Source organism: Dryocola boscaweniae (assembly GCF_025215095.1).
GTDB lineage: Bacteria > Pseudomonadota > Gammaproteobacteria > Enterobacterales > Enterobacteriaceae > Dryocola > Dryocola boscaweniae.
Genome location: NZ_JALHAP010000079.1, coordinates 52,052 through 73,507 on the forward strand (window position 1 = coordinate 52,052; position 21,456 = coordinate 73,507).

At 54.2% G+C, this 21,456-nt stretch carries 17 protein-coding genes and 1 pseudogene; all 18 read left to right on the plus strand.

Features of this window, described 5'->3' with window-relative positions:
- Nucleotides 1–6: 6 nt before the first annotated feature.
- The 18 genes and pseudogenes from MUA00_RS12755 to MUA00_RS12840 all read left to right on the plus strand — a co-directional run bounded on the left by MUA00_RS12755 (nt 7) and on the right by MUA00_RS12840 (nt 21,438).
- Nucleotides 7–2,334: a glycoside hydrolase family 19 protein gene (locus MUA00_RS12755; RefSeq protein ID WP_271123422.1), complete on the plus strand. Its 2,328-nt coding sequence runs from the start codon at nt 7–9 to the stop codon at nt 2,332–2,334.
- A gap of 3 nt (nt 2,335–2,337) precedes the next feature.
- Nucleotides 2,338–2,829 (plus strand): hypothetical protein, encoded by a 492-nt coding sequence (locus MUA00_RS12760; RefSeq protein ID WP_271123423.1) that lies wholly within the window; start codon nt 2,338–2,340, stop codon nt 2,827–2,829.
- 121 nt (nt 2,830–2,950) lie between these two features.
- On the plus strand, nt 2,951–3,193 hold the full coding sequence (locus tag MUA00_RS12765; RefSeq protein WP_271123424.1) for a PAAR domain-containing protein: 243 nt from the start codon (nt 2,951–2,953) through the stop codon (nt 3,191–3,193).
- Nucleotides 3,184–4,413, plus strand: coding sequence for a lysozyme inhibitor LprI family protein (locus MUA00_RS12770; protein WP_271123425.1), 1,230 nt, complete (start codon nt 3,184–3,186; stop codon nt 4,411–4,413). Before MUA00_RS12765 ends, MUA00_RS12770 begins: the two co-directional genes overlap by 10 nt.
- A gap of 58 nt (nt 4,414–4,471) precedes the next feature.
- The gene (locus MUA00_RS12775; protein ID WP_271123426.1) at nt 4,472–4,729 is read left to right on the plus strand and encodes a PAAR domain-containing protein; all 258 of its coding nucleotides are present in this window, start codon (nt 4,472–4,474) and stop codon (nt 4,727–4,729) included.
- A 2-nt stretch (nt 4,730–4,731) separates the two neighbouring features.
- Complete coding sequence (locus tag MUA00_RS12780) at nt 4,732–5,892, plus strand: hypothetical protein (protein ID WP_271123427.1); 1,161 nt, start codon at nt 4,732–4,734, stop codon at nt 5,890–5,892.
- 26 nt (nt 5,893–5,918) lie between these two features.
- Entirely contained in the window at nt 5,919–9,290 is a 3,372-nt protein-coding gene (locus tag MUA00_RS12785) for an ImcF-related family protein (protein WP_271123428.1), read from the plus strand.
- Nucleotides 9,291–10,910, plus strand: a complete 1,620-nt coding sequence (tssA, locus tag MUA00_RS12790; RefSeq protein WP_271123429.1) for a type VI secretion system protein TssA — start codon at nt 9,291–9,293, stop codon at nt 10,908–10,910.
- A 97-nt stretch (nt 10,911–11,007) separates the two neighbouring features.
- Nucleotides 11,008–12,777, plus strand: coding sequence for a type VI secretion system baseplate subunit TssF (gene tssF, locus MUA00_RS12795; RefSeq protein ID WP_271123430.1), 1,770 nt, complete (start codon nt 11,008–11,010; stop codon nt 12,775–12,777).
- Complete coding sequence (gene tssG / locus MUA00_RS12800; RefSeq protein WP_271123431.1) at nt 12,741–13,820, plus strand: type VI secretion system baseplate subunit TssG; 1,080 nt, start codon at nt 12,741–12,743, stop codon at nt 13,818–13,820. Before tssF ends, tssG begins: the two co-directional genes overlap by 37 nt.
- Before the next feature lie 56 nt (nt 13,821–13,876).
- Entirely contained in the window at nt 13,877–14,404 is a 528-nt protein-coding gene (gene tssJ, locus MUA00_RS12805; protein WP_271123432.1) for a type VI secretion system lipoprotein TssJ, read from the plus strand.
- A 4-nt stretch (nt 14,405–14,408) separates the two neighbouring features.
- On the plus strand, nt 14,409–16,973 hold the full coding sequence (locus tag MUA00_RS12810; RefSeq protein ID WP_271123433.1) for a type VI secretion system Vgr family protein: 2,565 nt from the start codon (nt 14,409–14,411) through the stop codon (nt 16,971–16,973).
- The gene (locus MUA00_RS12815) at nt 16,970–18,520 is read left to right on the plus strand and encodes a hypothetical protein (RefSeq protein ID WP_271123434.1); all 1,551 of its coding nucleotides are present in this window, start codon (nt 16,970–16,972) and stop codon (nt 18,518–18,520) included. The genes MUA00_RS12810 and MUA00_RS12815 overlap by 4 nt, the downstream gene beginning before the upstream one ends.
- The gene (locus tag MUA00_RS12820) at nt 18,517–19,662 is read left to right on the plus strand and encodes an Imm72 family immunity protein (protein ID WP_271123435.1); all 1,146 of its coding nucleotides are present in this window, start codon (nt 18,517–18,519) and stop codon (nt 19,660–19,662) included. Before MUA00_RS12815 ends, MUA00_RS12820 begins: the two co-directional genes overlap by 4 nt.
- Before the next feature lie 2 nt (nt 19,663–19,664).
- Nucleotides 19,665–20,114, plus strand: a complete 450-nt coding sequence (gene tssE, locus MUA00_RS12825; protein ID WP_271123436.1) for a type VI secretion system baseplate subunit TssE — start codon at nt 19,665–19,667, stop codon at nt 20,112–20,114.
- Nucleotides 20,115–20,144: 30 nt separating this feature from the next.
- Nucleotides 20,145–20,366, plus strand: a pseudogene (locus MUA00_RS12830) (type VI secretion system tip protein VgrG); the annotation flags it as partial.
- 40 nt (nt 20,367–20,406) lie between these two features.
- On the plus strand, nt 20,407–20,871 hold the full coding sequence (locus MUA00_RS12835; RefSeq protein WP_271123438.1) for a hypothetical protein: 465 nt from the start codon (nt 20,407–20,409) through the stop codon (nt 20,869–20,871).
- 45 nt (nt 20,872–20,916) lie between these two features.
- A complete protein-coding gene (locus MUA00_RS12840; RefSeq protein ID WP_271123439.1) occupies nt 20,917–21,438 on the plus strand; it encodes a DUF3304 domain-containing protein in 522 nt (173 codons plus the stop codon).
- The last annotated feature ends 18 nt before the right edge of the window (nt 21,439–21,456 follow it).

A 21,456-nucleotide genomic window follows, 5' to 3' on the forward strand; every position in this document is an offset into this window, starting at 1 on the left:
ACCGGAATGAAAATCTGTTTTCCTGCCCGAAAAGCCAATGGCGAGCAGTACGCCACTGTGGATGACATGATGCAGCCGCTCTGTCAGGAGCCACACGGCTCCTGGCTGGCCGGAACAAACAACATGTGGCACGGCGGGATCCACATCACCGGTAAGAGCGCTCCTGGTTCCTTGCTGACAGACGAGATGGCAGACACGGCGGTGCCGCTTCAGTTTATGGCGGGCGGCGAAGTGGTGGCCTGGCGCATTAATCAGGACTATCTGACCGGTAAATACATCAATAACCCGCTGCAGTATTCCAGTACGTTTGTGCTGGTCAAATCGATCTGTACCCCCGATCCCGAAAAAAAGGACAACAGCCTCGATTTTTACTCGCTGTATATCGGGCTTGCTCCGCTGTCTGCTTTTCCGGAGCACAAGCTGTATCAGGTTACTGACAAGGGTGACGGGCTGAGTCGGCGTGAATACACCGGCAAAGAAAAAGACGGAGATAAGGCACCGGTTGCGAAGGATAAACTGAAAGCGGGCGACTGCGTCATTGTGCTGCGTGAGATCACCTTCGACCTGAAGGGACTGACGCAGACGTTTGGGCTTGCCCGGATGCTGAACAGCAAATCCGAAATGACCGGCGGGGCGTTCTGGGTGTCGCTCGATTCGCAATTTGTGACCCCCGTGGGTGAGCAGAGGGCACACCTGCCGGCCTGGATGCAGCAGGCGGTTACGCAGGGCACATTTGATACCGTCGTCAAACCAGCAACCAGACTTGAGGTGGCAGCAGGTGATGCCGTGGGCTATCTGGCGGAAGACATTGCCCCCTGCGACTTACATGGTGTGGAGAAAAGTGCGTTCGCACATATTGAAGTGCTCAGCACCGACAGCCGGATGATCGATTTTCTGAGCAATAAGGCCCAGGTGAAGAGCGGCCCGAAATACGTTTATATCCACCCGGAAAGCTTCATTTATAGCCGTTCCGGCGATACCTTCACCCGGACCAAAGGACAGGTGCAGAAAGATATTCACAAAATTATGCTGCAGGACAAATGCCATCCGTTCAAGGACAGCAGCGGTAAGCGCTGGTTTGATATCGGGGACGGGGCCTGGGTCAGTGATGCTGATGTGGATGCGGATATCTGTCAGTACGACCTGGATAAACTGGGCTTTAAAGCATTTGAAGAGCCGTCCACGTCCGACATGACGAAATCCCTGCATGAAGGGTGGATCAAAGATGGATTCACCAGAATGGCGGAGTGGGTACGGCCTGAGCGTGGTATCCGGGAAAAGCAGGTCTCTGACTACTACAAAGCTCTGCTGCGAAAAATGGACAGTGATAACAGTGGCGACCTTTCCGGCGCAGAGCTGCGCCACGCGGTTAATTATGCGGAGCTGGATGTCAGAGATATCGCGGCACGAATGGTGGTCAAGCACGACAGTGAGTGGTTCGGTGGCAGTAGCCATCACCGCTGGAGAATATTTTTAAAGCAGCTGGATCCGCTGTGTGTCAGCTATGTCAGAAAGTGGTTTGACGACATGGAATGGATGAGTCAGGTGGAGGGATTCAGCAGCGGTGAGCCTGTCTGGCATATGCATCCGGTGACATTTTTAGACGCAATTAAGACCGTCGAAAGTGGATTCATCACATTAGAAATGGTTTTGGCAGCAAACTTAGGAAAAAATGAACCACAATGTAAGGAAGTTTTGCCCTATTTGAATAAATACGCCGATGCTTATGGCATGAAAGATAAAAAAGAAATTGCTCACTTTTTATCTCAAATTGGTCATGAGAGCGGGTTTGTCATAACCGAAGAAAATCTTAATTATAGCGGTAAAGGTATGAGGCGGATTTTTGGTTGTAAAAAGGGGCCTAAAAACTATAACAAAGCTAATGATGACTGTGATTTAGGACGATTGAGAAATAAATTATGGACACAAGAATCAACTTATGCTCATCATCCAGAGAACTTAGCCAATTATGTTTATGCGGACCGTATGGGAAATGATGATGAAGCATCTGGGGATGGATACAAGTATCGTGGTCGCGGTATGATTCAATTGACTGGTAAAGATGGGTATCGGTATTTCACAAATATGCACAACAAAAAAAATCCGTCGGACAGTCAGGATTTTGTAGCATCTCCGGATTTGGTCATATCAAGTGTGGAATACGGTGTTGAGTCCGCATTTTCGTTTTGGGTAAGCAAAGGATTAAATGTATCTGCCAAAAACTTAAGTGTTTATGATGTGACATTTAAAGTAAACGGTGGGCATAACGGATACGATGATCGTCGGATTAGGTTTAACAAGGTTGCAGAACTGCTAAATATTAACAAGGACTAAGATATGTTTTCTAAGATACTTTGCAGCTTATTATTTGCATTCTGCTCATTGCCTTCATATGGGCAGGGTGAGGTAGTTCAGGGACCGTTCAAAATTGACGGCGAAAAAACAATCTACTTTCAGAGAGAGCCAAACCCTGATTTTCCCCTTGGTTTGTACTACGATTCCGGAACAAAAAAAACGCAAGTTGATAAATATGAAGTGGATGGGGATACTCCAAATATAGATACTGTGTTTTTTATGAAGATTCATAATGTAAAAAACGTTATTGTTTTAATCTCTTGGCACCAATTGCATCAAGCTGAGTCCATCAATGGGAATACTTATCAAGTCTATGCTTATAAATACAGTAATGACTCGTTATTTATAAATGACATGATCACAAAAGACCCTGCGCTAAACGGTATGGATGGTGAGTTTAATGGTGATGAAGTGTATTTTAAATATAAAGATGCCGCATCTATTAAAAAATATATTAAGAATAAATATAATTAATTTTAATTGGTTTGAGTGGTTGCGATTTTGGATGTTTAATATCGGACGATGATAAATTACATGGTTACTTCGGAAGTAACGTCAGTGAATAATAAATTAAAATTACTCCCTGGAGAGAAGTATGCAAGGGATTATTCGTCTCGGCGACAAAACCACACACGGTGGAGAAGTATTGTCCTGCTCAATGACCATATTTTTTGGTGATATCGGTGTGGCCCGTAATCATGCTAATATATATAAGTATTCATACATTGTTAAAGGGAATAGTGTCGATAAGCTATCACACTTAGTCGCTAAACATCATTGCGATAAAGATAGTTCATTTGTTTGCCAGCAATTACTTTGGGAGAGGAAATGGAGTTAACAAAATTAGCGGTGGTAGTTGGAGTATTTAGTATATTCCCAGCGGTTACTTTTGCAGCAGCATTTAAATGCGATATGAAAGGGTTAAATGTAACTGAGCGGACGATATGCAATAATCCATCACTAAGCGGGATTGATGATATTGCCAACAAAAAATACATATCAAAAATTAATGATAGTTTGAACGTTGGCACCCTAAAAAGACAACAGCTCGAATGGTTAGAACAAAGAAATAAATGTGGTGAGAATACTTCATGCATAGAAAACTCATATAACAACAGATATAGAGAGTTGACTTATATGCCTTCTTTTAGTTCAGTGTCTGAAGTTTTTAGCGAGTTGGATAAACCCTTGAAATATGGGTTGGTGAATAAATATGGATTTACTATTAGTGACAAACAATGGAGAATAAGGCCATTAGTTAAAGAATATGATCTTAACCGAGAATTCGGAATACCATTATTGGCTGAAGATGTATTTTATTGGAAGATATTAACCCATTTTATTGTTAAGCATGATCTGGTTTTATTGTACATTGTCAAGACAGATGATAGTATTTTTCTTATGAAGAACACAGACGGTAAGAACTCAATATTAGCAAAATATTCAAGGGGGGATTCAGATGTAGATGTATATTTGAAGGGGCGTAGTGATTCGCTTACCACATATGCAGTTAGTTCTGGTGACTCTGAAGATATATATGAAATTAATAATATTGATGGTCAGATCACAGCACCGAAGTTTATCAAGCATGAAATGAACGAACAATCTGATGCGCATGTGTGGAAAGGATATTGCGGTGATAGCTTGTGTGTTAGTAAAATTATTTCACCCGATAATAAATGGCGTATTGCCTCTCCTGATTTAGGACAAACAAATGTCGATGAGGGTGTGTATTATTTCCCAGCGAATCGACCCGATCTAGGTGTCAATGTTTTCCTGCCTCAAGCTGAAGAGGAACGAGATGATTGGGGGTATGAAAGAAATTACACGTGGGGTGGTAGTGATGATTTCTACTTTGATAATCAGGGTGGCTTGGCTTGTATTTGGAAAGCTAATTTAAAAAACAAAACCACTCAAAGGATTTTGCCAATTGAAGGTATGATTGAACCTTATTATATTAGTTATAATGGCGAATCATTTATCATTGCTAAATACATCGACAACTCTGGTAATAGAGAGCATGAAATCAAATATGGCTTCTATATAGCCAAGGAATAATATGTATAGAGTTGCGGCATCAAATATAGATTCAAGGTGATTTAAATAGGAATGTACCATGCAAGGAATTATTCGTCTCGGTGACAAAACCACTCACGGTGGAGAAGTGCTGTCCTGTTCAACAACTATGTTTTTTGGTGATCTCGGCGTGGCCCGTAAAGGTGACCGTGTTTCCTGCCCGGAACATGGCGATACCACTATCGTTGAAGGTAACCCAAATTACCGCGATCGGGGTGTTCCTGTGGCGTTCCATGGTCACAAGTGTGGCTGCGGCTGCACACTTATCAGCTCACTGCCCAATGCTCTGGTGGGGTAAACGTGCCGGTTGAACTTGAGCGCATCCCCGAGCAGGAGAAATTGCCCCCCCGGCCACGCTTCAAACGCTGGCTGCTCCTGGGCATTGTGATGCTGCTGGCAGGGGCTGCGGTCACATTCCTGTTATGGAAGGGCGAGCGCTCAGGTGCAGCTTTCTGGGGGCTGGCAACAGGGCTGCCTGTCGCGTTGTGGGGCTTACTGGTTGTCGGGCGCTATTTTGGCTACGTGCTGCTCCGTGGGCGTTGTGAGAAAAAAAATGCCACGACCGCCGCCCGGTATAGGGCAGACGTCGCCCGCGGACAACGTTTTGCCTGGCTTATCGGCGAAGCCCTGATCAACGGGTTGGGGCCTGCCAGCCTGAATACACATGAAGCCGTGTTAGCCAAAAAACCACTGATGATGCCCTGTGAACCCGTCAATGGCGGCGACCCGGTTCGTCATCGGGCGCTGGCGGTAACCGGTAAGATGGCTGATCGGGAAGCACACTATCTCCCGGAGATCATCGCTTATGTTCAGAATCTGGTGGCGTTGCTTCCGTCGACGCTGACCTGCTATCTGGCGGTGGATACCGGTGAACAGTTTTCGACATTGCCGTCTCTCCTGCAAAAAAGCGTTACCCATCCGCTGGTGCGTATCCGCGACCTGACGGGGTTGGAACTCCTCGACTACTGGCTGGACTGTCATTATGACCGTGCCGCCGCGTTACTGGTGGTCAGCGCTCAGCTTTACGGGCCGCCGCCAGAAGACAGTGGTGAGGCCATTTCAGTGTTACTGCTCACCAACTGCCGTCTGAAGGATACTCCGGACGTGTCGGTCAGGGTTCACCGGCCGCAGATTTGCCGCGATGGCAATCTCGACCGGGCATTTGAGCGCGTCATGATGTGGTCAGGACTTGAAAAAACGGCACTGAAGCAGGCATGGACCAGCGGTGGTCAGATGGCCTCCGGCGACATCTTCAGCAAGGCCCGGGAGGCACATGCCCCGGGACTTAAAGCAGATAAAATTACTCATATTGATACGGTTGCCGGGTTTGCGGGCGTTGCCGCTCCCTGGCAGGCGTTACAGCTGGCAACCCGCCAGTGCCTGAACGACAGTCAAGCTCAGCTTATTGTCACGGAACTGTCTGAAGACAACCGACAACTCTGTATTGTCACCCCAGAATAACTCTCAAGGGATTGCTCTCCTCCGTTATGAAAATCGCATCCACCTTTCTGCTTGCGCTGCTCCTGGGCGCATTATCTGTCTGCCTCATTGGCGGCGCACTCTGGTTCTGGCCGGTGTGGGTTAAGGACACCTTCAATATGGGGCCGTTCAGTACGACCGGCATAGTGATCATCAGCCTGCTGCTGATGCTGGCGGCGCTGATTATCGGTTGGGTGCTTGAAACCGTATTTACGAAAGACGGTGAGAAGCTGGGAAAGCTGGATGTGATCACCTCCGGACAGCAGGCTGCTGCATCCCAGCCTGAAGCAAAGCATACTGACGCGGACACCTCCCGGTTTGTGGCTGAGGTGCTGGTCGATCACCTGCGTCTGCGCTACCGTCGCCGCTGGAAAGCTAAAGTCCGTTTGTTACTGGTGCAGGGCAGTGACAGCGATATCGAAAAAGTGGTGCCAGGTCTTAAGCGTGACCACTGGCAGGAGAGTGACGGGATTGTGCTTATTCACGGCGGTCAGCCTGAAAGCGTGCCCGATGATGAGTTCTTGTCCGTCCTGAAAGAGGTGCGTCCGCAACGTCCACTGGACGGCGTGGTGCAGGTGATGAATGCGACTGCACTGCCGGATACGGCGAAGCAGGATACCCTGGTTCGCGTGCGGCAGAAGACCGATACGTTGCTGGGCTGGCAACTGCCGGTCTGGCTGTGGCTCGTCCGTGAAGGCGTCTGGGAAAACGACGGCGAAGGAGTACCGCCAGCCGGGGCATTGTTTGGTCCGGGGGCAGTGACCGAAGACGCCCGCGACACGCTTGCCACACTGTCCTCACGGCTGCAGACGCCTGGTGTCGCGGCACTGCTGGAAGATTCACAACATCACTGGCTGCTGGACCTGTCTAAAGCCCTGCGGGGGCGACTCCATCAGTCCCTGCTTCCGTTGCTGAACATGTTGATGTCCGGACCGGCACCGTACCGTCTGCGTGGGGTGATGTTCAGCCCGGCGCTACCGGGCAGCACAACAGTCCCGCATGTCCGCCTGTCACCGCCTGTCTGGCAGGCGCTTGAAAACGACAGCCTGCAGGTCCATGCCCGTAAAATCGGCTTCCACGGGCAAAAGGTGCTGCGCCTGGTGCTGCTGGGAGTGGTTCTGCTCTGGGGGGCGGGTACACTGCTGTCGCTGTCCGTTAACCGTGCCCAAATCTGGCTCGCCCAGGATACGGCCCGTGTTGCCGCTGACACCAAACAGCCTCTGCCCGAACGTCTGCGTAACCAGCTGGCGCTGCAACAGACGATTGCCCGCCTGCAGAACCGCGAAGTACACGGTGCGCCGTGGTACACCCGCTTTGGCCTGAACCAGGACAGCGACACGCTGAAGATGCTCTGGCCACTGTACGCCCGTAACAATCAGACGCTGATACGCGATGCACTGGCGGATGAACTTCTCCGCCAGCTTAATGCCTTTGTGCAACTGCCACCGGCAAGCGATGCACGAACCTCTGCGACTCAGAAAACCTACAACCTGCTGAAAGGCTATCTGATGCTGGCGCGTCCGGACAAAGCGGATGCGGACTGGCTGGCCGGTAACATGCTGAAAGCCTGGCCGACACGTTCTGGTGTGTCCGACAGCGTGTGGCAGACCCAGGCGCCGAAGCTGCTCGGGTTCTATGCGCAGAACTTACCGGCGCACCCGGAGTGGAAAATCACCCCTGACCACGAACTGGTGGGCACGGTGCGGCAGATTTTGCTCAAACAGATTGGCCAGCGTAATGCCGAATCCGGCCTGTATCAGGAGATGCTCGGCCGTATCGCCCGCAACTGGCCGGATTTAACCCTGGCCGACATGACTGGTGATACAGATGCCTCTTCACTGTTTTCATCAGAAGAAGTGGTGCCGGGCATGTTTACCCGTCAGGCGTGGGAGGAGCAGGTCCTGGAAGCCATTGATGAGGTGGTGAAAAACCGTCGCGATGAAATCGACTGGGTACTGTCCGACAAAAAACAGCAGGCAGACAGTGAAATCTCACCGGAGGCCCTGAAGCAGCGTCTCACTGAGCGCTATTTCACTGATTTTGGGAATGCCTGGCTGAATATGGCTAACAGCATCAAGTGGCACGAAGCGGCCTCGCTTTCTGAAGCCATCGCTCAGTTGAACCTGCTGGCGGATGTCCGTCAGTCACCCCTGGTCGCGCTGATGAACACCCTGGCCTGGCAGGGGCAGACCGGGGCTAAAGATGAAGCCCTGGCTGACTCCCTGGTGGACTCGGCTAAAAAACTGGTCGGGCGTCAGAAGAACGCCAGACAGTTTATTGAACAGGCCCGGGGGCCAAAAGGACCGCTGGATGGCGTGTTTGGTCCGCTGGCCAGCCTGATGGTCGGTAAAGACGGGACCGGGAACAACGGTAACCTCAGCTTCCAGTCATGGCTCGCCCGTGTGACGCAGGTGCGTCTCAAGCTGCAGCAGGTCACCAGCGCACCCAATCCGCAGGCGATGGCCCAGATGCTGGCCCAGACAGTATTCCAGGGCAAAGCCATTGACCTGACCGACACCCGCGACTACGGCAGCCTGGTGGCGGCAAGTCTGGGGCAGGAGTGGAACGGCTTTGGTCAGGCATTGTTTGTACAGCCTCTGGACCTGGCCTGGCGTCAGGTACTGGCTCCGGCCGCCGGCAGTCTCAATGCCCGCTGGCAGAGCACCATCGTGTCGCAGTGGAATACCGCCTTTGCCGGACGCTATCCGTTTAAGGCCAGCGGCAGTGATGCCTCGCTGCCGCTGTTGGCGCAGTTCCTGCGTGGGGATTCCGGGCGTATCGCAAGCTTCCTCAAAACCAACCTCGGTGGCATTCTGCATCAGGAAGGCAGTCACTGGGTGGTGGATCCGGCCGCAAGCCAGGGGATGACCGTCAACCCGTCGTTCCTCTCAGCCATCAACAAACTGGCCGATATTTCAGATATTGTCTTTGCCCAGGGCGATGCCGGAGTGCACTTTGAACTGATGGCACGACCGTCGCGCGATGTGGCACGCACCCAGTTGACACTGGATGGCCAGAAGCTGGATTACTTCAACCAGATGGAGAGCTGGCAGAGCTTCACCTGGCCGGGTAATACATATTACCCGGGCGTGGATCTGAGCTGGCGCTCAACCAGCACCGAAATGCGCCTGTATGAAAGCAACCAGGGGAACTGGGGTTTCATCCGTCTGCTTGATAAAGCCCTGTTGACGCCACTTGACAGTAGCCGCACCCAACTGGTGTGGATCACTCCGGACGGTAACCCGCTTAAATTCATTATGCGCAGCGAACTCGGCGACGGACCACTGGCGCTGCTCAGACTGCAGGGCTTCATCCTGCCGCAGAACATTTTTGCCGTTGGTGCCGCTGACAGCACACTGACACTTGCGGGAGATAAATAAATGGCGACGGCAGAGACGTTACTGACCTTGTGTCTCCCGGATGCGGCACAGCGCGCAGCATTGCTTGCACAGACCCGGGAAAACCTCTCCTTGTGGTCGCCGTGGCTGATGGTGCTTCCGACCGGACAAGGTGCAGGGGATGACCCGACCTATGAGGATGATTTCCAGCGGATGCGCGAGGAAATCAACAAGCTTTCCGGCACGGATACGGACGAGTTGTGCCGCCTGGCAGAGCAGGTTCTGACCCATCAGGCCCGCGATATCCGGGTGGTGACCTGGTACACCTTTGCCCGCCTGCAGCGTGACGGCGACACGGGCCTCACCGATGGTCTGCTGCTGCTTGCGGCCATGCTGAATCAGGTAGGTTCCTACTGTCATCCGCAGCGTGCCACCGCCCGACGGGCGGCGCTGGAATGGTTGAACAGTGAGAAAATGCTGGATGCGCTTTCGCGCTGGCCGGACGTGACGCGGGAAGAGACTGCGAAAACCGCGGCTGTGCTGTGCCTGCTGGAAACCGCCCTGACGACTCTGCCGGAGGCGGAACGTCCTTCATTCGCCGGGCTACAGCGTACTCTGGAAACTCGACTTGCCGGTTCGGGTGGGCTGGACACCCCGGTGGCCACCGCACGTTATGAGGGTACCGGCGACGCACGCAGCCCCACATCAACTTCAGGCAGTGCCGTGCCAGCCATCCCGGCCGTAAAATCCGAAGTGGAACTGGTACGCCAACTGCGTGTGCTGTCCGGCTGGGTGGTGGAGCAGCCGCAGGGTTGGCTGTCGGCACACCGGATGATGAAAGCCGCTCGCTGGGACCTGGTGACGCAACTGCCCGCGCTCGATGCCAGCGGCCGGACCCGACTGTTGCCCCCGAAAGCGGACTACCGTGCTCAGCTTAAGCGTCTGTATCTGCAGCAGAGCTGGACAGAACTGATTGAACTGGTCGATTCGGTTTTCACGGAAGGCGGTAACCGCTTCTGGCTGGATTTACAGTGGTATCTGTGGCAGGGGCTGAGCCGTGCAGGTGCTCCCTGGGAGTACTGGGCCGATTACATCCTGAGCGACCTGAAGTTGCTCCTCCGGCGTCTGCCGGGACTGGAAACGCTTGCCTGGAATGACGGCACGCCGCTGGCCGATGAGGTGACGCTTGGCTGGATAGCGGAGAAGGTCAACGATGAGATGCCCGGGTTCAGTGATGAGCCTGTGGTGGCGAACGGCGGTCAGATGGATGATATCCTGGCGCTGGAAGCAGAGGCGATGGTAAAGGGTGACAGCGAAGGCCCGGAGGCGGCACTGGGCTGGTTGCAGAGCCGTCCGGATATGGCCTCACCGCGCAGCCGCTGGTTACTGCGTCTTCTTATGGCCCGGGTGGCCGAGCAGTACGGACGCAACGAGCTTGCCTTGCACCTGCTCGGTGAACTTGCCGCCAGCGCGCCGCAACTGACCCTCAGTGAATGGGAACCCGGGCTGCTGTTTGACGTGCAGGCCCGCAGACTCCGGTTGTTGCGCCTGAAAGCCGGGCGCAGTGAAAGCGACAAGGCCCGTCTGACACCAGAAATGGATACGCTGCTGGCAGGGCTAATTGCGCTCGATCCGGCCCGTGCGATGGTGCTGTGCGGGTAAATCCACTGTTTCCGCTCAGAGCTACCCTTTTCAGTTAACGATCGTCCTCTTGATGACGCCTTTCTTTTGATGATTTTTCCACTCAGGATGTCCGTACATGGATGATTTAACCCTGCGTTATTATGAAGCTGAGATGCGCTATCTGCGCGAAGCCGGTAAAGAATTTGCCCGCGCCCACCCGGACCGGGCGGCGATGCTCAATCTGGACAAAACCGGGGCGCGTGACCCGTATGTAGAGCGTTTGTTCGAGGGCTTTGCCTTCCTGATGGGCCGTTTGCGTGAAAAACTGGATGATGACCTGCCGGAGCTGACCGAAGGGCTGGTCAGCCTGTTGTGGCCGCATTACATGCGCACTATTCCGTCACTTTCCGTGGTGTCCTTCACACCGGACTGGCGTCAGTTGCGCAAAATGGAAGTGCTGGAAGAGGGCTTTTCCGTACTTTCCCGCCCGGTCGGGCCGGATAACACGGTGTGCCAGTACCGCACCACCCGTGAGGTGCCGCTGCAGCCGCTGCACCTGACGGACGCCCGCCTGCAGACCGAACCGGATGGGCGTGCCGCCATTCGTTTGCGTTTCGAATGCCCTGACAAAGTGGACTGGTCGAAGGCCGGGATTGATAAGGTGGCAATTTATCTCGATGCCGACAGTCCGGTGGCCTCGGCGCTGCATCTGGCGCTGACCCGACGGGTTCACGCCATGTATGCCCGCCACAGTGAGACCCGCACTGAGCGTGTACGCTTCGACGGCTGGTGTAAACCGATGGGTTTTGACGATACTGATCGCCTGTGGCCAAAGGGAGACTCTGCGTTCAGCGGCTATCAGCTTCTGCTGGAGTACTTCAGCTTTCGTCAGAAATTCATGTTCGTGGAGCTCCGGGGCCTGGAGCTGACCAGCCTCAGTGCGAAAAATAACTGGTTTGAAACCGATATCGTGCTGGACAGTGGCTGGCCGTCGGACCTGCCGTTTGAGACCGAAAACTTCCGCCTGCACTGCGCGCCGGTGATTAACCTGTTCCCGCTGGAAGCCGATCCGCTGACGCCGGACCCGCTGCAGAACGAATACCTGCTGCGCCCGATGCGCGTCCAGGACGGCCATACCGAAATCTACAGCGTGGACGATATCCACGGGGCGGTGAAAAATGGCAAACACCCGTATGTGCCGTTCACCAGTTTTCGTCACCGTGGCGGCATGATGCGCTTTGACGCACCGGAGCGTTACTTCCACACCCGCGTGAAGCGCGGTCCTTCGGGCCTGTATGACACCTGGTTAATCCTTGGCGGGAAGTCTTTCGAGCAGGAGCAGTTGTCACAAATCCCGGAATCACTCTCTATCCGCATCACTGGCACGAACGGTCAGTTGCCGCGTCGATCGCTTGAAAGCACGCTGCTTGACCGGGTAGTGAAAGCAGGCAAGGTGCCGGTCAGGGTGATGAACCTGAAGGTCCCGACGCTCCCGCTTTATCCGCCGGCCAATGACCGCTTCCACTGGCGGGTCATGAGCCATCTGGGTTCCAGCTTTTTGAGCATGATGGATAACCCGGAGGTGCTGCGCGGGACGCTGGCGCTGTATGACTGGACAGATGATGAGATGAACCGCCGCCGTCTGGACGCCATTGTGGCGGTGAAGCACACGCTTATCCGCCGCTTTGAACGGGGCTTTATGCTGCGCGGGGTCGATATCGAAATCACCCTGAATGCCGATAATTTTGCCGGCGAAGGGGATGTCACCCTGTTTGGCGAAATGCTGCACCGCTTCTTTGCACTCTATGCCGACGTGCACCTCTTCAATCAGCTGACGCTGGTACTGCAACCGACAGGGAAACGACTGCGATGGAAAGAGAATCACAGCCAGCACATTCCGGGCTGACAGAGGCGCTTCGCAACGACATCTGGCGGGTGAATTTCTACCGTTTCTGCCAGATGCTTGAGCAGGAAAACCCGGATGCACCACCGCTGGGCAGTACCGATAAACTCAGCAATGACCCGGTGCGCTTTCGTCCGTGGCCGGGAATGGGCTTCCCGGTCAGTGAGCTTAAGGTCGTTGAAACCGACGACGATAATCCGGACCTGCCAGCGACGGTACGTACCACATTTCTCGGGATGTACGGTGTGGATTCGCCACTGCCAACGGCGTTGCTGGATGATATTGCCCAGCGACGGGAAGGCTATGAGGCCACCTCCGCGTTCCTTGATATCTTCAGTCACCGCATTCTGACCCAGTACTACCGTATCTGGCGCAAGTATGCGTATCCGGCCACTTTCGAACCCGGCGGCACAGATGATATCTCCCGGTGCCTGCTGGGGCTGATTGGCCTTGGTATTCCGGGCACCGCGGAGCAGGTGGCTACACCGGTTTCCCGCTTTCTGGCCCTGCTTGGCACCATGCGCCTGCCGACCCGCAATGCCGAAGGGATACGCCAACTGGTGAGCCTGCTGGCCCTGGAGACCCGGGCCACCATTATCAGTTCGGATCCGGTCACCGTGCCGGTGACAAACCGCAGCGGACTCGGCAAGGGCAACCGGGTGTCGCTGTCACAGCGTGCCACCCTCGGTAAAACCGGAAAAGAGGCCTGCAGCCGTATTCTGCTGATGCTCGCGACAGACAACCCCGAAGAAGCTGAAGGCTGGCTGCCGGGCGGTCAGATGCATACCGACCTGATGGTGTTGTTGCGGGTGTATATGGGTTACCGCTCTGATGTCAGGGTGCGTCTCACGGTACCCGTTGCCTGCCTGCCAGAGCCGCGGCTGGGTAAAACCGGTCGGGTGCAGCTCGGGCGAACCGGTGTGCTCGGCCTGAAACGCGATAAGTCTGCGAAACGCACCCACCTGACGGTCAGCATGGGAACGTATGAAGGGCTGACCTGCAGCGCGCTTCCTCCGGCACAGTCCGGTGGCTACCGGTTTGACTGATGTTCCACTACCTGACCCTAAACACTCCTGTTGTGAAGTCTGAAAAGGATCTCTGAATGACATTCGCTTCCCTGCAACGTTGCGCTTCCCTGATGCTGCTCACTGCTCTACTGACCGGCTGTGGCCTGACCCAGTCGGTGTCGGACGGCACTGTCAGCATGACCAAAGCCATTTTCTACAAAAAAATAAAGGTGCTGCATCTGGATTTCGAACCGCGCGCCGCCGCCAATGCCGATGAAGGCCAGACGCCCCTTGCCACTATGGTGCAGGTCTACCAGCTTAAAGACCGCCAGAAGGTGGACGCCGCCGACTACCAGAAACTGCTGCGCGATGCGGACAACACCCTGAAAGAAGACATCGTGGCCAGCAAGTCGCTGCTGGTGATGCCCAAAGGCAGCGTCGCCCTCAATATGCCGATGGATGAAGACGCAAAATTCGTGGCGGTGGTGGGGCTGTTCAACCGCCCGGATATCCATAACAACACCTGGAAGCTGGTGCTGAGCCTTGATGACCTCGACCCGGACAAGCCGCGCACCATCCAGCTCAACAGCACCGGACTGACCCTGGTCCCGGTGAAGGAGTAAGGTAATGGATACAACGCTGGATAACTGGCCGGCCCTGTTTGACGGGCAGGCCCGCTACACGCTTGAGATTAATGACAGCCGCCTGAAACCGGATGTACTGAACTTCCGTGGACGCGAGGCGCTGAACGCGCCGTTCCGGTGGGATATTGAGTTCACCACGGCGCAGCAGGGTATCACCCGTCAGGATGTGATGCTCAAATACGCCACCCTGTCGATGCGCTCCGGGCGTGTGGTGCAGGGCATCATTACCGGGTTTAGGTACCTGAAGGAGACCGCTGACCAGACGCATTTTGCGGTCACGCTCTCTTCCCGTCTTGAGCTTCTGTCCCACACCCGCCGCTGTGCGGTGCACCAGAATGTCTCCGTACCGGAACTGGTGGAGCAGGTTCTGCGGGTGCATGGATTTGAAGGGGCCGATTTTGAGTTCCGACTGGAACGGACCTATCCGGTACGTGAGCTTATCACCCAGTGGCGGGAGACGGACCTTCAGTTTATTCAGCGCATCCTGGCAGAAGACGGTATCTGGTTTCGCACCGGGGTGAACACCACCACCGGGCTGGATACGGTGACCTTCGCCGACAGCCAGCAGCAGTATCAGTTTCATGTGCAGCTTCCGTACCGGGAACCTTCTGCGCTGTATGACGGCGCGGTCGAGGCCGCGTGGGACGCGCGGGTCTGGCACAACACTGTCACCGGCAGCGTCGCCACCCGGGATTATAACTACCGCACGGCCAGCACGCCGATGGATACAAAGGTCAGCGTCAGAAACGAGGCGGCCACCACCGGCGAACATTACCGCTACGCGGCCTCGTACCGCGAAGCGGGGGATGACACCACCTCTGAGCCGGAAACCGAAAGCGGAGCCTTTTATGCCCGCATTCACCATGAACACGCCCTCAATCAGGCCATTCGCCTGCAACTGTTCAGTAACGCCAGTCACCTGACGCCGGGCATGATGCTGGAGACCGGTGACAGTGACGTGCCGGAGCTCAAAGAGGGCATGGTCATCACGCTTGCCACCTTTCAGGCGGCCCGTGATACCCGTTTGCACGTTTCCGTGTGGGGCATGCCTTACAGCGAGCAGTTCTGTTTCAGACCCGAGCCTGCGCCACGTCCACTTATCGCCGGTACGCTGACCGCCCGCGTCGAGAGCGACGAGAAGAACGCGCCGTATGCCCATCTGGATGAACAGGGGCGATACCGGGTGAAGCTGGACTTCAGCCGTGAGGATGCTGAGCAGGGCTACAACTACCTGTGGGTACGCCAGGCAAAACCGTATGCCGGGGAAACGTATGGCTGGCATACGCCGCTCATCGACGGCACGGAGGTGGGCATTGCCTTTGACGGCGGCGACCCGGACCGGCCGTACATCGCCCATGCGTTCCATGACTCTGAGCATCCTGACGTGGTCACCCGGGACAACCGCAGCCAGAACATTCTGCGCACCGCAGGGCGTAACGAACTGCGGATGGAAGACCAGCGGCAGGCGGAGCATATCGCGCTTAACACGCCGTCTGGTGCCACAGCGCTGAACCAGGGCCACATCGTGGACACGGAGAATGAACCCCGGGGCACCGGCTTTGAGTTGCGCACCGATGAGTACGGGGTTATTCGTGTGGCGAAAGGGCTGCTGGTCACCGCCGATGGCAAAGTGCATGGCGAAGGCGATGTGCTGGATATGGATGTGGCACTCCAGGAGATTGAGGCCGTTCGCGCACAAATCGAGGGACTGGCCAGAGCCACCCGCCAGGCGAAAGCCCTGGAAGCCGATATCGCCAGCCAGCAGGCGATGTTCAGCACCCGCCTGAAAACCCTCAATGAGATGATTCACTTCACCGCCCCGGAAGGGATGGCCTTTACCAGCGGTCAGCACCTGCAACTGGCTGCGGTGAAGAATGTCGCCCTGAATGCGGGTGGTGACATCAGCGTGGGTGCCGGAGGACATATCACCGGACTGGCTGGCGACAGCGTGGGAATGTTTGCCCAGCACGGCAAGCTGAGCCTGATTTCGGCTCAGGGGCCGGTGCAGTTTCAGGCCCAGAACGGGGTGATGCACCTGAGTGCCGAGCAGAAACTGACCCTCATCTCCGCCAAAGAGATGCTGCTGGCTGGTAAGAAGCGAATACGGCTGGTTGGCGGCGGGAGCTCGTTGCTCATCGAGCAGGGGCAAATTAAGTACGAGACTGCAGGTACCTACACCCGCAAGGCCCGTCGGCTGGATACGGAAGGTGGTGCGTCACAGACCCCGGACGTGCCGTGGCTGGCTGACCCGCTGAAAGACAGAAACAATGCGGCGATGCAGTACCTCTATCACGACGATGCGCCTGTGGTGGGAGCCCCGTTTACGGCGACACTGGCGGACGGCTCTGTGCGTACCGGTAATCTGGACGGAGCCGGGTACCTGCATCTTGATGATGTGCCGGATGGCCCATTGACGGTGGAGTTGGGGCCGGATGCACGGAATTATTTACGAAAAAATAAAACCGATAATCAGCAATTTGTTGGTTCGTCAGTGACTGAATCCGATATTGACGTACTGATAGCGAAACACTGCGGAGGTGTTGAATGAGCATGCCGGGCGTTGCGTGGTTTAAGGAAACCAGCCTGGAAACCGGGCAGTGGATCTGGGGAACGCTCCAGGGCGCGTTTAATGAGAAGCAGACCATCGGGCAGATCCTTGTCGATGCAGCGATTGGTATGGTTCCGCTGGTGGGGGATGTGACGGCGGTGCGCGATCTGATTGCGGTCTCTATTGGTCTTGCAAAAGAGCCGAAGAAGCGGGAAAGCGTGACGGAATGGCTGTTTCTCGTGATTTTACTGTTTGCCCTGATCCCGGTAATTGGCGGCGTGATAAAAGGTGTCGGACGTCTGGCCCTGCGTGTGACAACAAAAGCGGCAGAGAATGTGGAAACGCTCGGAGACGTGATTAAGTTTCTGAACCGTGTCGGCGAGGGAGATGCGGTGAAATGGCTGAACAAACTGAATGTTGTTGAGTATCAGGCGCAGCTTATAGGGAAAATGAGTGATTTTTGCCACACCATGATCACGGCAATTAATCAGATATTGAAAGCCCGGGTGGGACGAATGCTGCCGGAGAGATGGCAGGCGGATTTAATCCGGGTACGGGATGGCTTCGCGGCGCTGCAGCCACTGGCGTCGAAAATGATCCCACAGGCGCTGAAAGAGCTGGATGCGAAACTGCGGGTGCTACAGGCGCTGGTATATAAGGGCGAAATCCATACGGTGGCGACCGGGGCAGGGCGTACTCAAGTGAGGCGCGAGGCTGAGGCGTATCTTATCGAACGTCCGCTGCGGGATGCGCCAAAGCAGGGAACGCGTTATCCGAGTCTTCATGCGGAGAAGCAGCACGAAACTATACTGCGGCGTAAATATTCAAAAAAAGGCTACCCGGACTTATTGGGATATAAAGAAAAAAGCCCAGCCTTTGGAAAAGAGAAAATTTTCATAAACATAGCCTCTTTCAGCAGTGAGATCACCGCCAAAAGCGCCAGAGAAATGGCGGGTAGTACGATTTTTCGCGCTTTCGGCAACGAGACTGCGCTGGCAACAAAGCCCGGCGGTTCCTGGGCTGCGGGAGGATTTTGGGGCTATCAGAAAGTGCCTGGTAACGCGGAAGAGTGGCGGCAGCTCTCGGCGGTACTGGATGAGTGGAACGGCAACGGTTTTCTTGTGGTGCTGCATCTGCCGGAAGACCTTGCCATGCGGATGCCGGGCACTAATGCCTGGCATGGAAAAATTGCTGAACAATTTGGTAGCGATATTCCCAAGCAATATCTGCAGGGCGGTGGCGAGCAGGTGATAATTAATCTGGATGAAATGCTGAAAACAGAGCTTAATCGCATCGGTGAGCAGGTCAAGGCCACCGGGCAGCCTGCCAGCTTAGAGATTAACGGGGTAAAAGCTGAGTTTTATCCTTCTGGCTGGAAAGATGTGGAAGGCGTGCACGGTTACAACAAACCTGAGGGAATTGACCCGCCCTATGCCACCTATACGCGAGAACTGCATGACGATGAACTGCGCAGCAAGGTGAAGGAGAGAACGATAATTAACGCCGCCCGTGTGGAGCGTCAGACAACAACAGGAAGTGAACCATGATGAGCATCGAAAAAACAAAATACCCGATGAGCGATGAGCAGGTCAGGCGCAAACTGTTCTGGTTACTACAGCGTCTGAGCAGCTATACCCTGTGGCAGCGCAAACGAGATGCCTGGGCGTGTTTTACTCAAAAATTTGAAGAGTCGCTGAAAACCTGGCCGGAGGAGATAACGAAAGGTTTTCATCCGAAGGCGATTATCTGGGCATACGATGCCCTGCGTCTTTATGATGAAGGGTTACCTGAACTGGCGCTGGGTAACCGGCAGGTGTGGCAAATTAAAACCGGTGAATTTGACCAGCTTTTTCGGCCGGTTAGCCTGATCGAGAAGTACTTTTATTGGCCCTGCCATGACGAGCGAGGCGGGCAACGGGAACCTTATCCTCCGGAAATAGAAATAATTAATCAGTGGCGTGTTGCGGCAGAGTTTGTGGGCGATAATTTGCTTTATCCGCCGCACAATAACGTGTGTAATATTTTTGATGCAGAGTATTTATTGGAGCCTAAAAATTATATTTATAATTTAACCTTGTTTGCCTACCCGGTATTCCCCAAAAATCTTCCCCCCGTTCCTGAACGCAGCGATATTATTATTAAAACCGATGACCCGGTACCCTGTGACGGCATCTGGGAACCGGTTAAAATTCAGTACAATCATAAATTTCTGGTGGTTAAAGACGGCATCAGTGGTTTTAAAAACCTCGGGGCCTACAACTATTTTATTCGCGGTATGAATGCCCCCCGGCAGATTTATTACGATGTATTGATGGAAAGTGACACGGAAATGCTTATCACCGATGATCCTATTCGCTACCGCGATGTTCACTGGCGTTTAGTCTGGGAAGATACGCGCTACTGTGACGGTATTATTCCGGATGAGTCGGAGTATTTTCTGGAGGATGCACCGGGTAAGCGTATTACCTGCTCAAGCGGGGAACGCTGCCCGCACTCAGGACGCTGGGCAACGATTACCGGAGGGCATCAGCAGTTTATTGATGTTCAGGCAGGCACGTTGATGCCTGAGGCCACGAAATATCAGCGTGATATGTATGCACCTGAAATATGCATCCCGGCGGAGTGGAGTCTTATTGGCAAGGATGATGGCGGCAGCGTGTTTGCTGTGACTCCTGATGAGGGGAATTGATCATGCCGCGCAATTCGCCCTCATTATGCGAGATGCTTTACGGTAATTTTGCCGGTGATCTCGACCTTCAGCAGGTTAGTGAAGAGAATCAGGTCATCCTTTCGGTGCTGGGTAATATGCAACGGATCCTTAACTGCCGCGCCGGGACTCTGGCACATTTACCGGACTATGGCCTGCCGGACATGACCACCATTCTGCAGGGGCTTCCGGGCACGGCACATAAACTGATGGCCACGTTGTCAACGGTTCTGCTGAAGTATGAGCCGCGCCTGAAATCCATTGAGGTGGTACTGCTCGATCAGCACGTCCCCGGCGAACTGCGGTATGCCATCTATGCCGAACTCACAGACGTGGGCCTGGTGCGGTACGGCACTGAGTTTATGCCGGAAGGACGCGTTTTAATTCGCCATATGAAACAACAAAGCTATCTCGATCATCAGGTACAACTGTAATCCGCCCATATTCATAACTGCTAATGCCCGGCCAGCACGCCGATGGATGTGCAGGTAAGCGTCCGGAATGCGGCGGCAACCACCGGTGAACATTATCGCTACGCGGGGCCATACCGTGCAGCGGGGAAAGACACCACCTCTGAGCCGGAAACCGAAAGCGGAGCCTTTTATGCCCGCATTCACCATGAACACGCCCTCAATCAGGCCATTCGCCTGCAACTGTTCAGTAACGCCAGCCACCCGCCAGCCGGATGGCTCAACTGAGCTGACACGCTTTTATGCCAGCCATGTTATGGGTGTACTGGCGCAGTGTGCTGACTGTGACTGGCATGCCTTTCTGTTCAATGGCATCACTCAGTGGTGGTTCCCTGGAGAAATGCATTGGCAGTCACTTGCCATCATGCCCTCTGAAGTAGAAATACCGACTAATCATATTATCAGGCTTGATAAAGCCGCCTGGCAGCAGATTACGGATAAGCCAGAGGTTACCAGTGTATTGAATGAATGGCAGAAAATGCCAGCCAGCAAGGCATTTCCACCCTGTGCACAGCGTTTGATGGTGATAAAGGCACTGAATAAAAGTAAAGAGTCGGGCTCGTTATCCCCTGCGGATCAGAAAGTGTACGCGCTGTATTATCTTAATGGTGGGCGGCAGGAGCTGGAATCAGATGCGCTGAAGGCTGCATTACCAAAGGTGCTGAATAGGACACGGTCGCTGGCAGAGGTATTGGTAAATCTTGCGGAAACACAGTACTGAAAATCTGAACAGTTAATGGTGTTTGCTTCGATCAGGGAAATAAAAATGGGATTTTTTAAGTCTTACGACAAAGTTGATAACGCCGTCAATCGCGGCTATGCCCACTGGGGTAAATGGATCTGGGGCAGTTTATTGGCAGTGGTTCTGGCATACGGTGGCTGGCTAATCTGGGCATCAATCTGGGGGCCGCCGACGGGTGGCGTCACGTTAATCATTCACAGTGAAATTGACCGCCCCATTTTGGGGTTTAGCGTCAATGGCGTGGCGGGTGCGAATGCCTCGGCATATAACAAAAACAACCCGTATGGGAAGGGAGCAGGTAAAACAACCTGCTGTGGCAGTATTAGCGGGAAAACTGCCGAGGTTATCTGGATGCTAAGCACAACCCGTGCTCAGTATGATGCAGGGCTTCGCAAGGAAACTCGCCGTGTTGTAATGCCTTTGCCTGAACGAAAGTGGGGAGAGAATGATTTACATGTTCACTTTTTACCCGGGGATAAGGTGTTACTGGGCTGGAGTGATAATGCCTGGTCGCCTTATGAAAAAGGTCCAGAAAAGATGAAATAACAGGTGAGTCAGGGAAAT

Excerpts from the sequence above, each read along its gene's own strand:
- MUA00_RS12755 (WP_271123422.1), top strand. The coding sequence starts at position 7 with ATGAAAATCTGTTTTCCTGCCCGAAAAGCCAATGGCGAGCAGTACGCC.
- MUA00_RS12760 (WP_271123423.1), top strand. The coding sequence starts at position 2,338 with ATGTTTTCTAAGATACTTTGCAGCTTATTATTTGCATTCTGCTCATTG.
- MUA00_RS12765 (WP_271123424.1), top strand. The coding sequence starts at position 2,951 with ATGCAAGGGATTATTCGTCTCGGCGACAAAACCACACACGGTGGAGAA.
- MUA00_RS12770 (WP_271123425.1), top strand. The coding sequence starts at position 3,184 with ATGGAGTTAACAAAATTAGCGGTGGTAGTTGGAGTATTTAGTATATTC.
- MUA00_RS12775 (WP_271123426.1), top strand. The coding sequence starts at position 4,472 with ATGCAAGGAATTATTCGTCTCGGTGACAAAACCACTCACGGTGGAGAA.
- MUA00_RS12785 (WP_271123428.1), top strand. The coding sequence starts at position 5,919 with ATGAAAATCGCATCCACCTTTCTGCTTGCGCTGCTCCTGGGCGCATTA.
- tssA (WP_271123429.1), top strand. The coding sequence starts at position 9,291 with ATGGCGACGGCAGAGACGTTACTGACCTTGTGTCTCCCGGATGCGGCA.
- tssF (WP_271123430.1), top strand. The coding sequence starts at position 11,008 with ATGGATGATTTAACCCTGCGTTATTATGAAGCTGAGATGCGCTATCTG.
- tssG (WP_271123431.1), top strand. The coding sequence starts at position 12,741 with ATGGAAAGAGAATCACAGCCAGCACATTCCGGGCTGACAGAGGCGCTT.
- tssJ (WP_271123432.1), top strand. The coding sequence starts at position 13,877 with ATGACATTCGCTTCCCTGCAACGTTGCGCTTCCCTGATGCTGCTCACT.
- MUA00_RS12810 (WP_271123433.1), top strand. The coding sequence starts at position 14,409 with ATGGATACAACGCTGGATAACTGGCCGGCCCTGTTTGACGGGCAGGCC.
- MUA00_RS12815 (WP_271123434.1), top strand. The coding sequence starts at position 16,970 with ATGAGCATGCCGGGCGTTGCGTGGTTTAAGGAAACCAGCCTGGAAACC.
- MUA00_RS12820 (WP_271123435.1), top strand. The coding sequence starts at position 18,517 with ATGATGAGCATCGAAAAAACAAAATACCCGATGAGCGATGAGCAGGTC.
- tssE (WP_271123436.1), top strand. The coding sequence starts at position 19,665 with ATGCCGCGCAATTCGCCCTCATTATGCGAGATGCTTTACGGTAATTTT.
- MUA00_RS12835 (WP_271123438.1), top strand. The coding sequence starts at position 20,407 with ATGGGTGTACTGGCGCAGTGTGCTGACTGTGACTGGCATGCCTTTCTG.
- MUA00_RS12840 (WP_271123439.1), top strand. The coding sequence starts at position 20,917 with ATGGGATTTTTTAAGTCTTACGACAAAGTTGATAACGCCGTCAATCGC.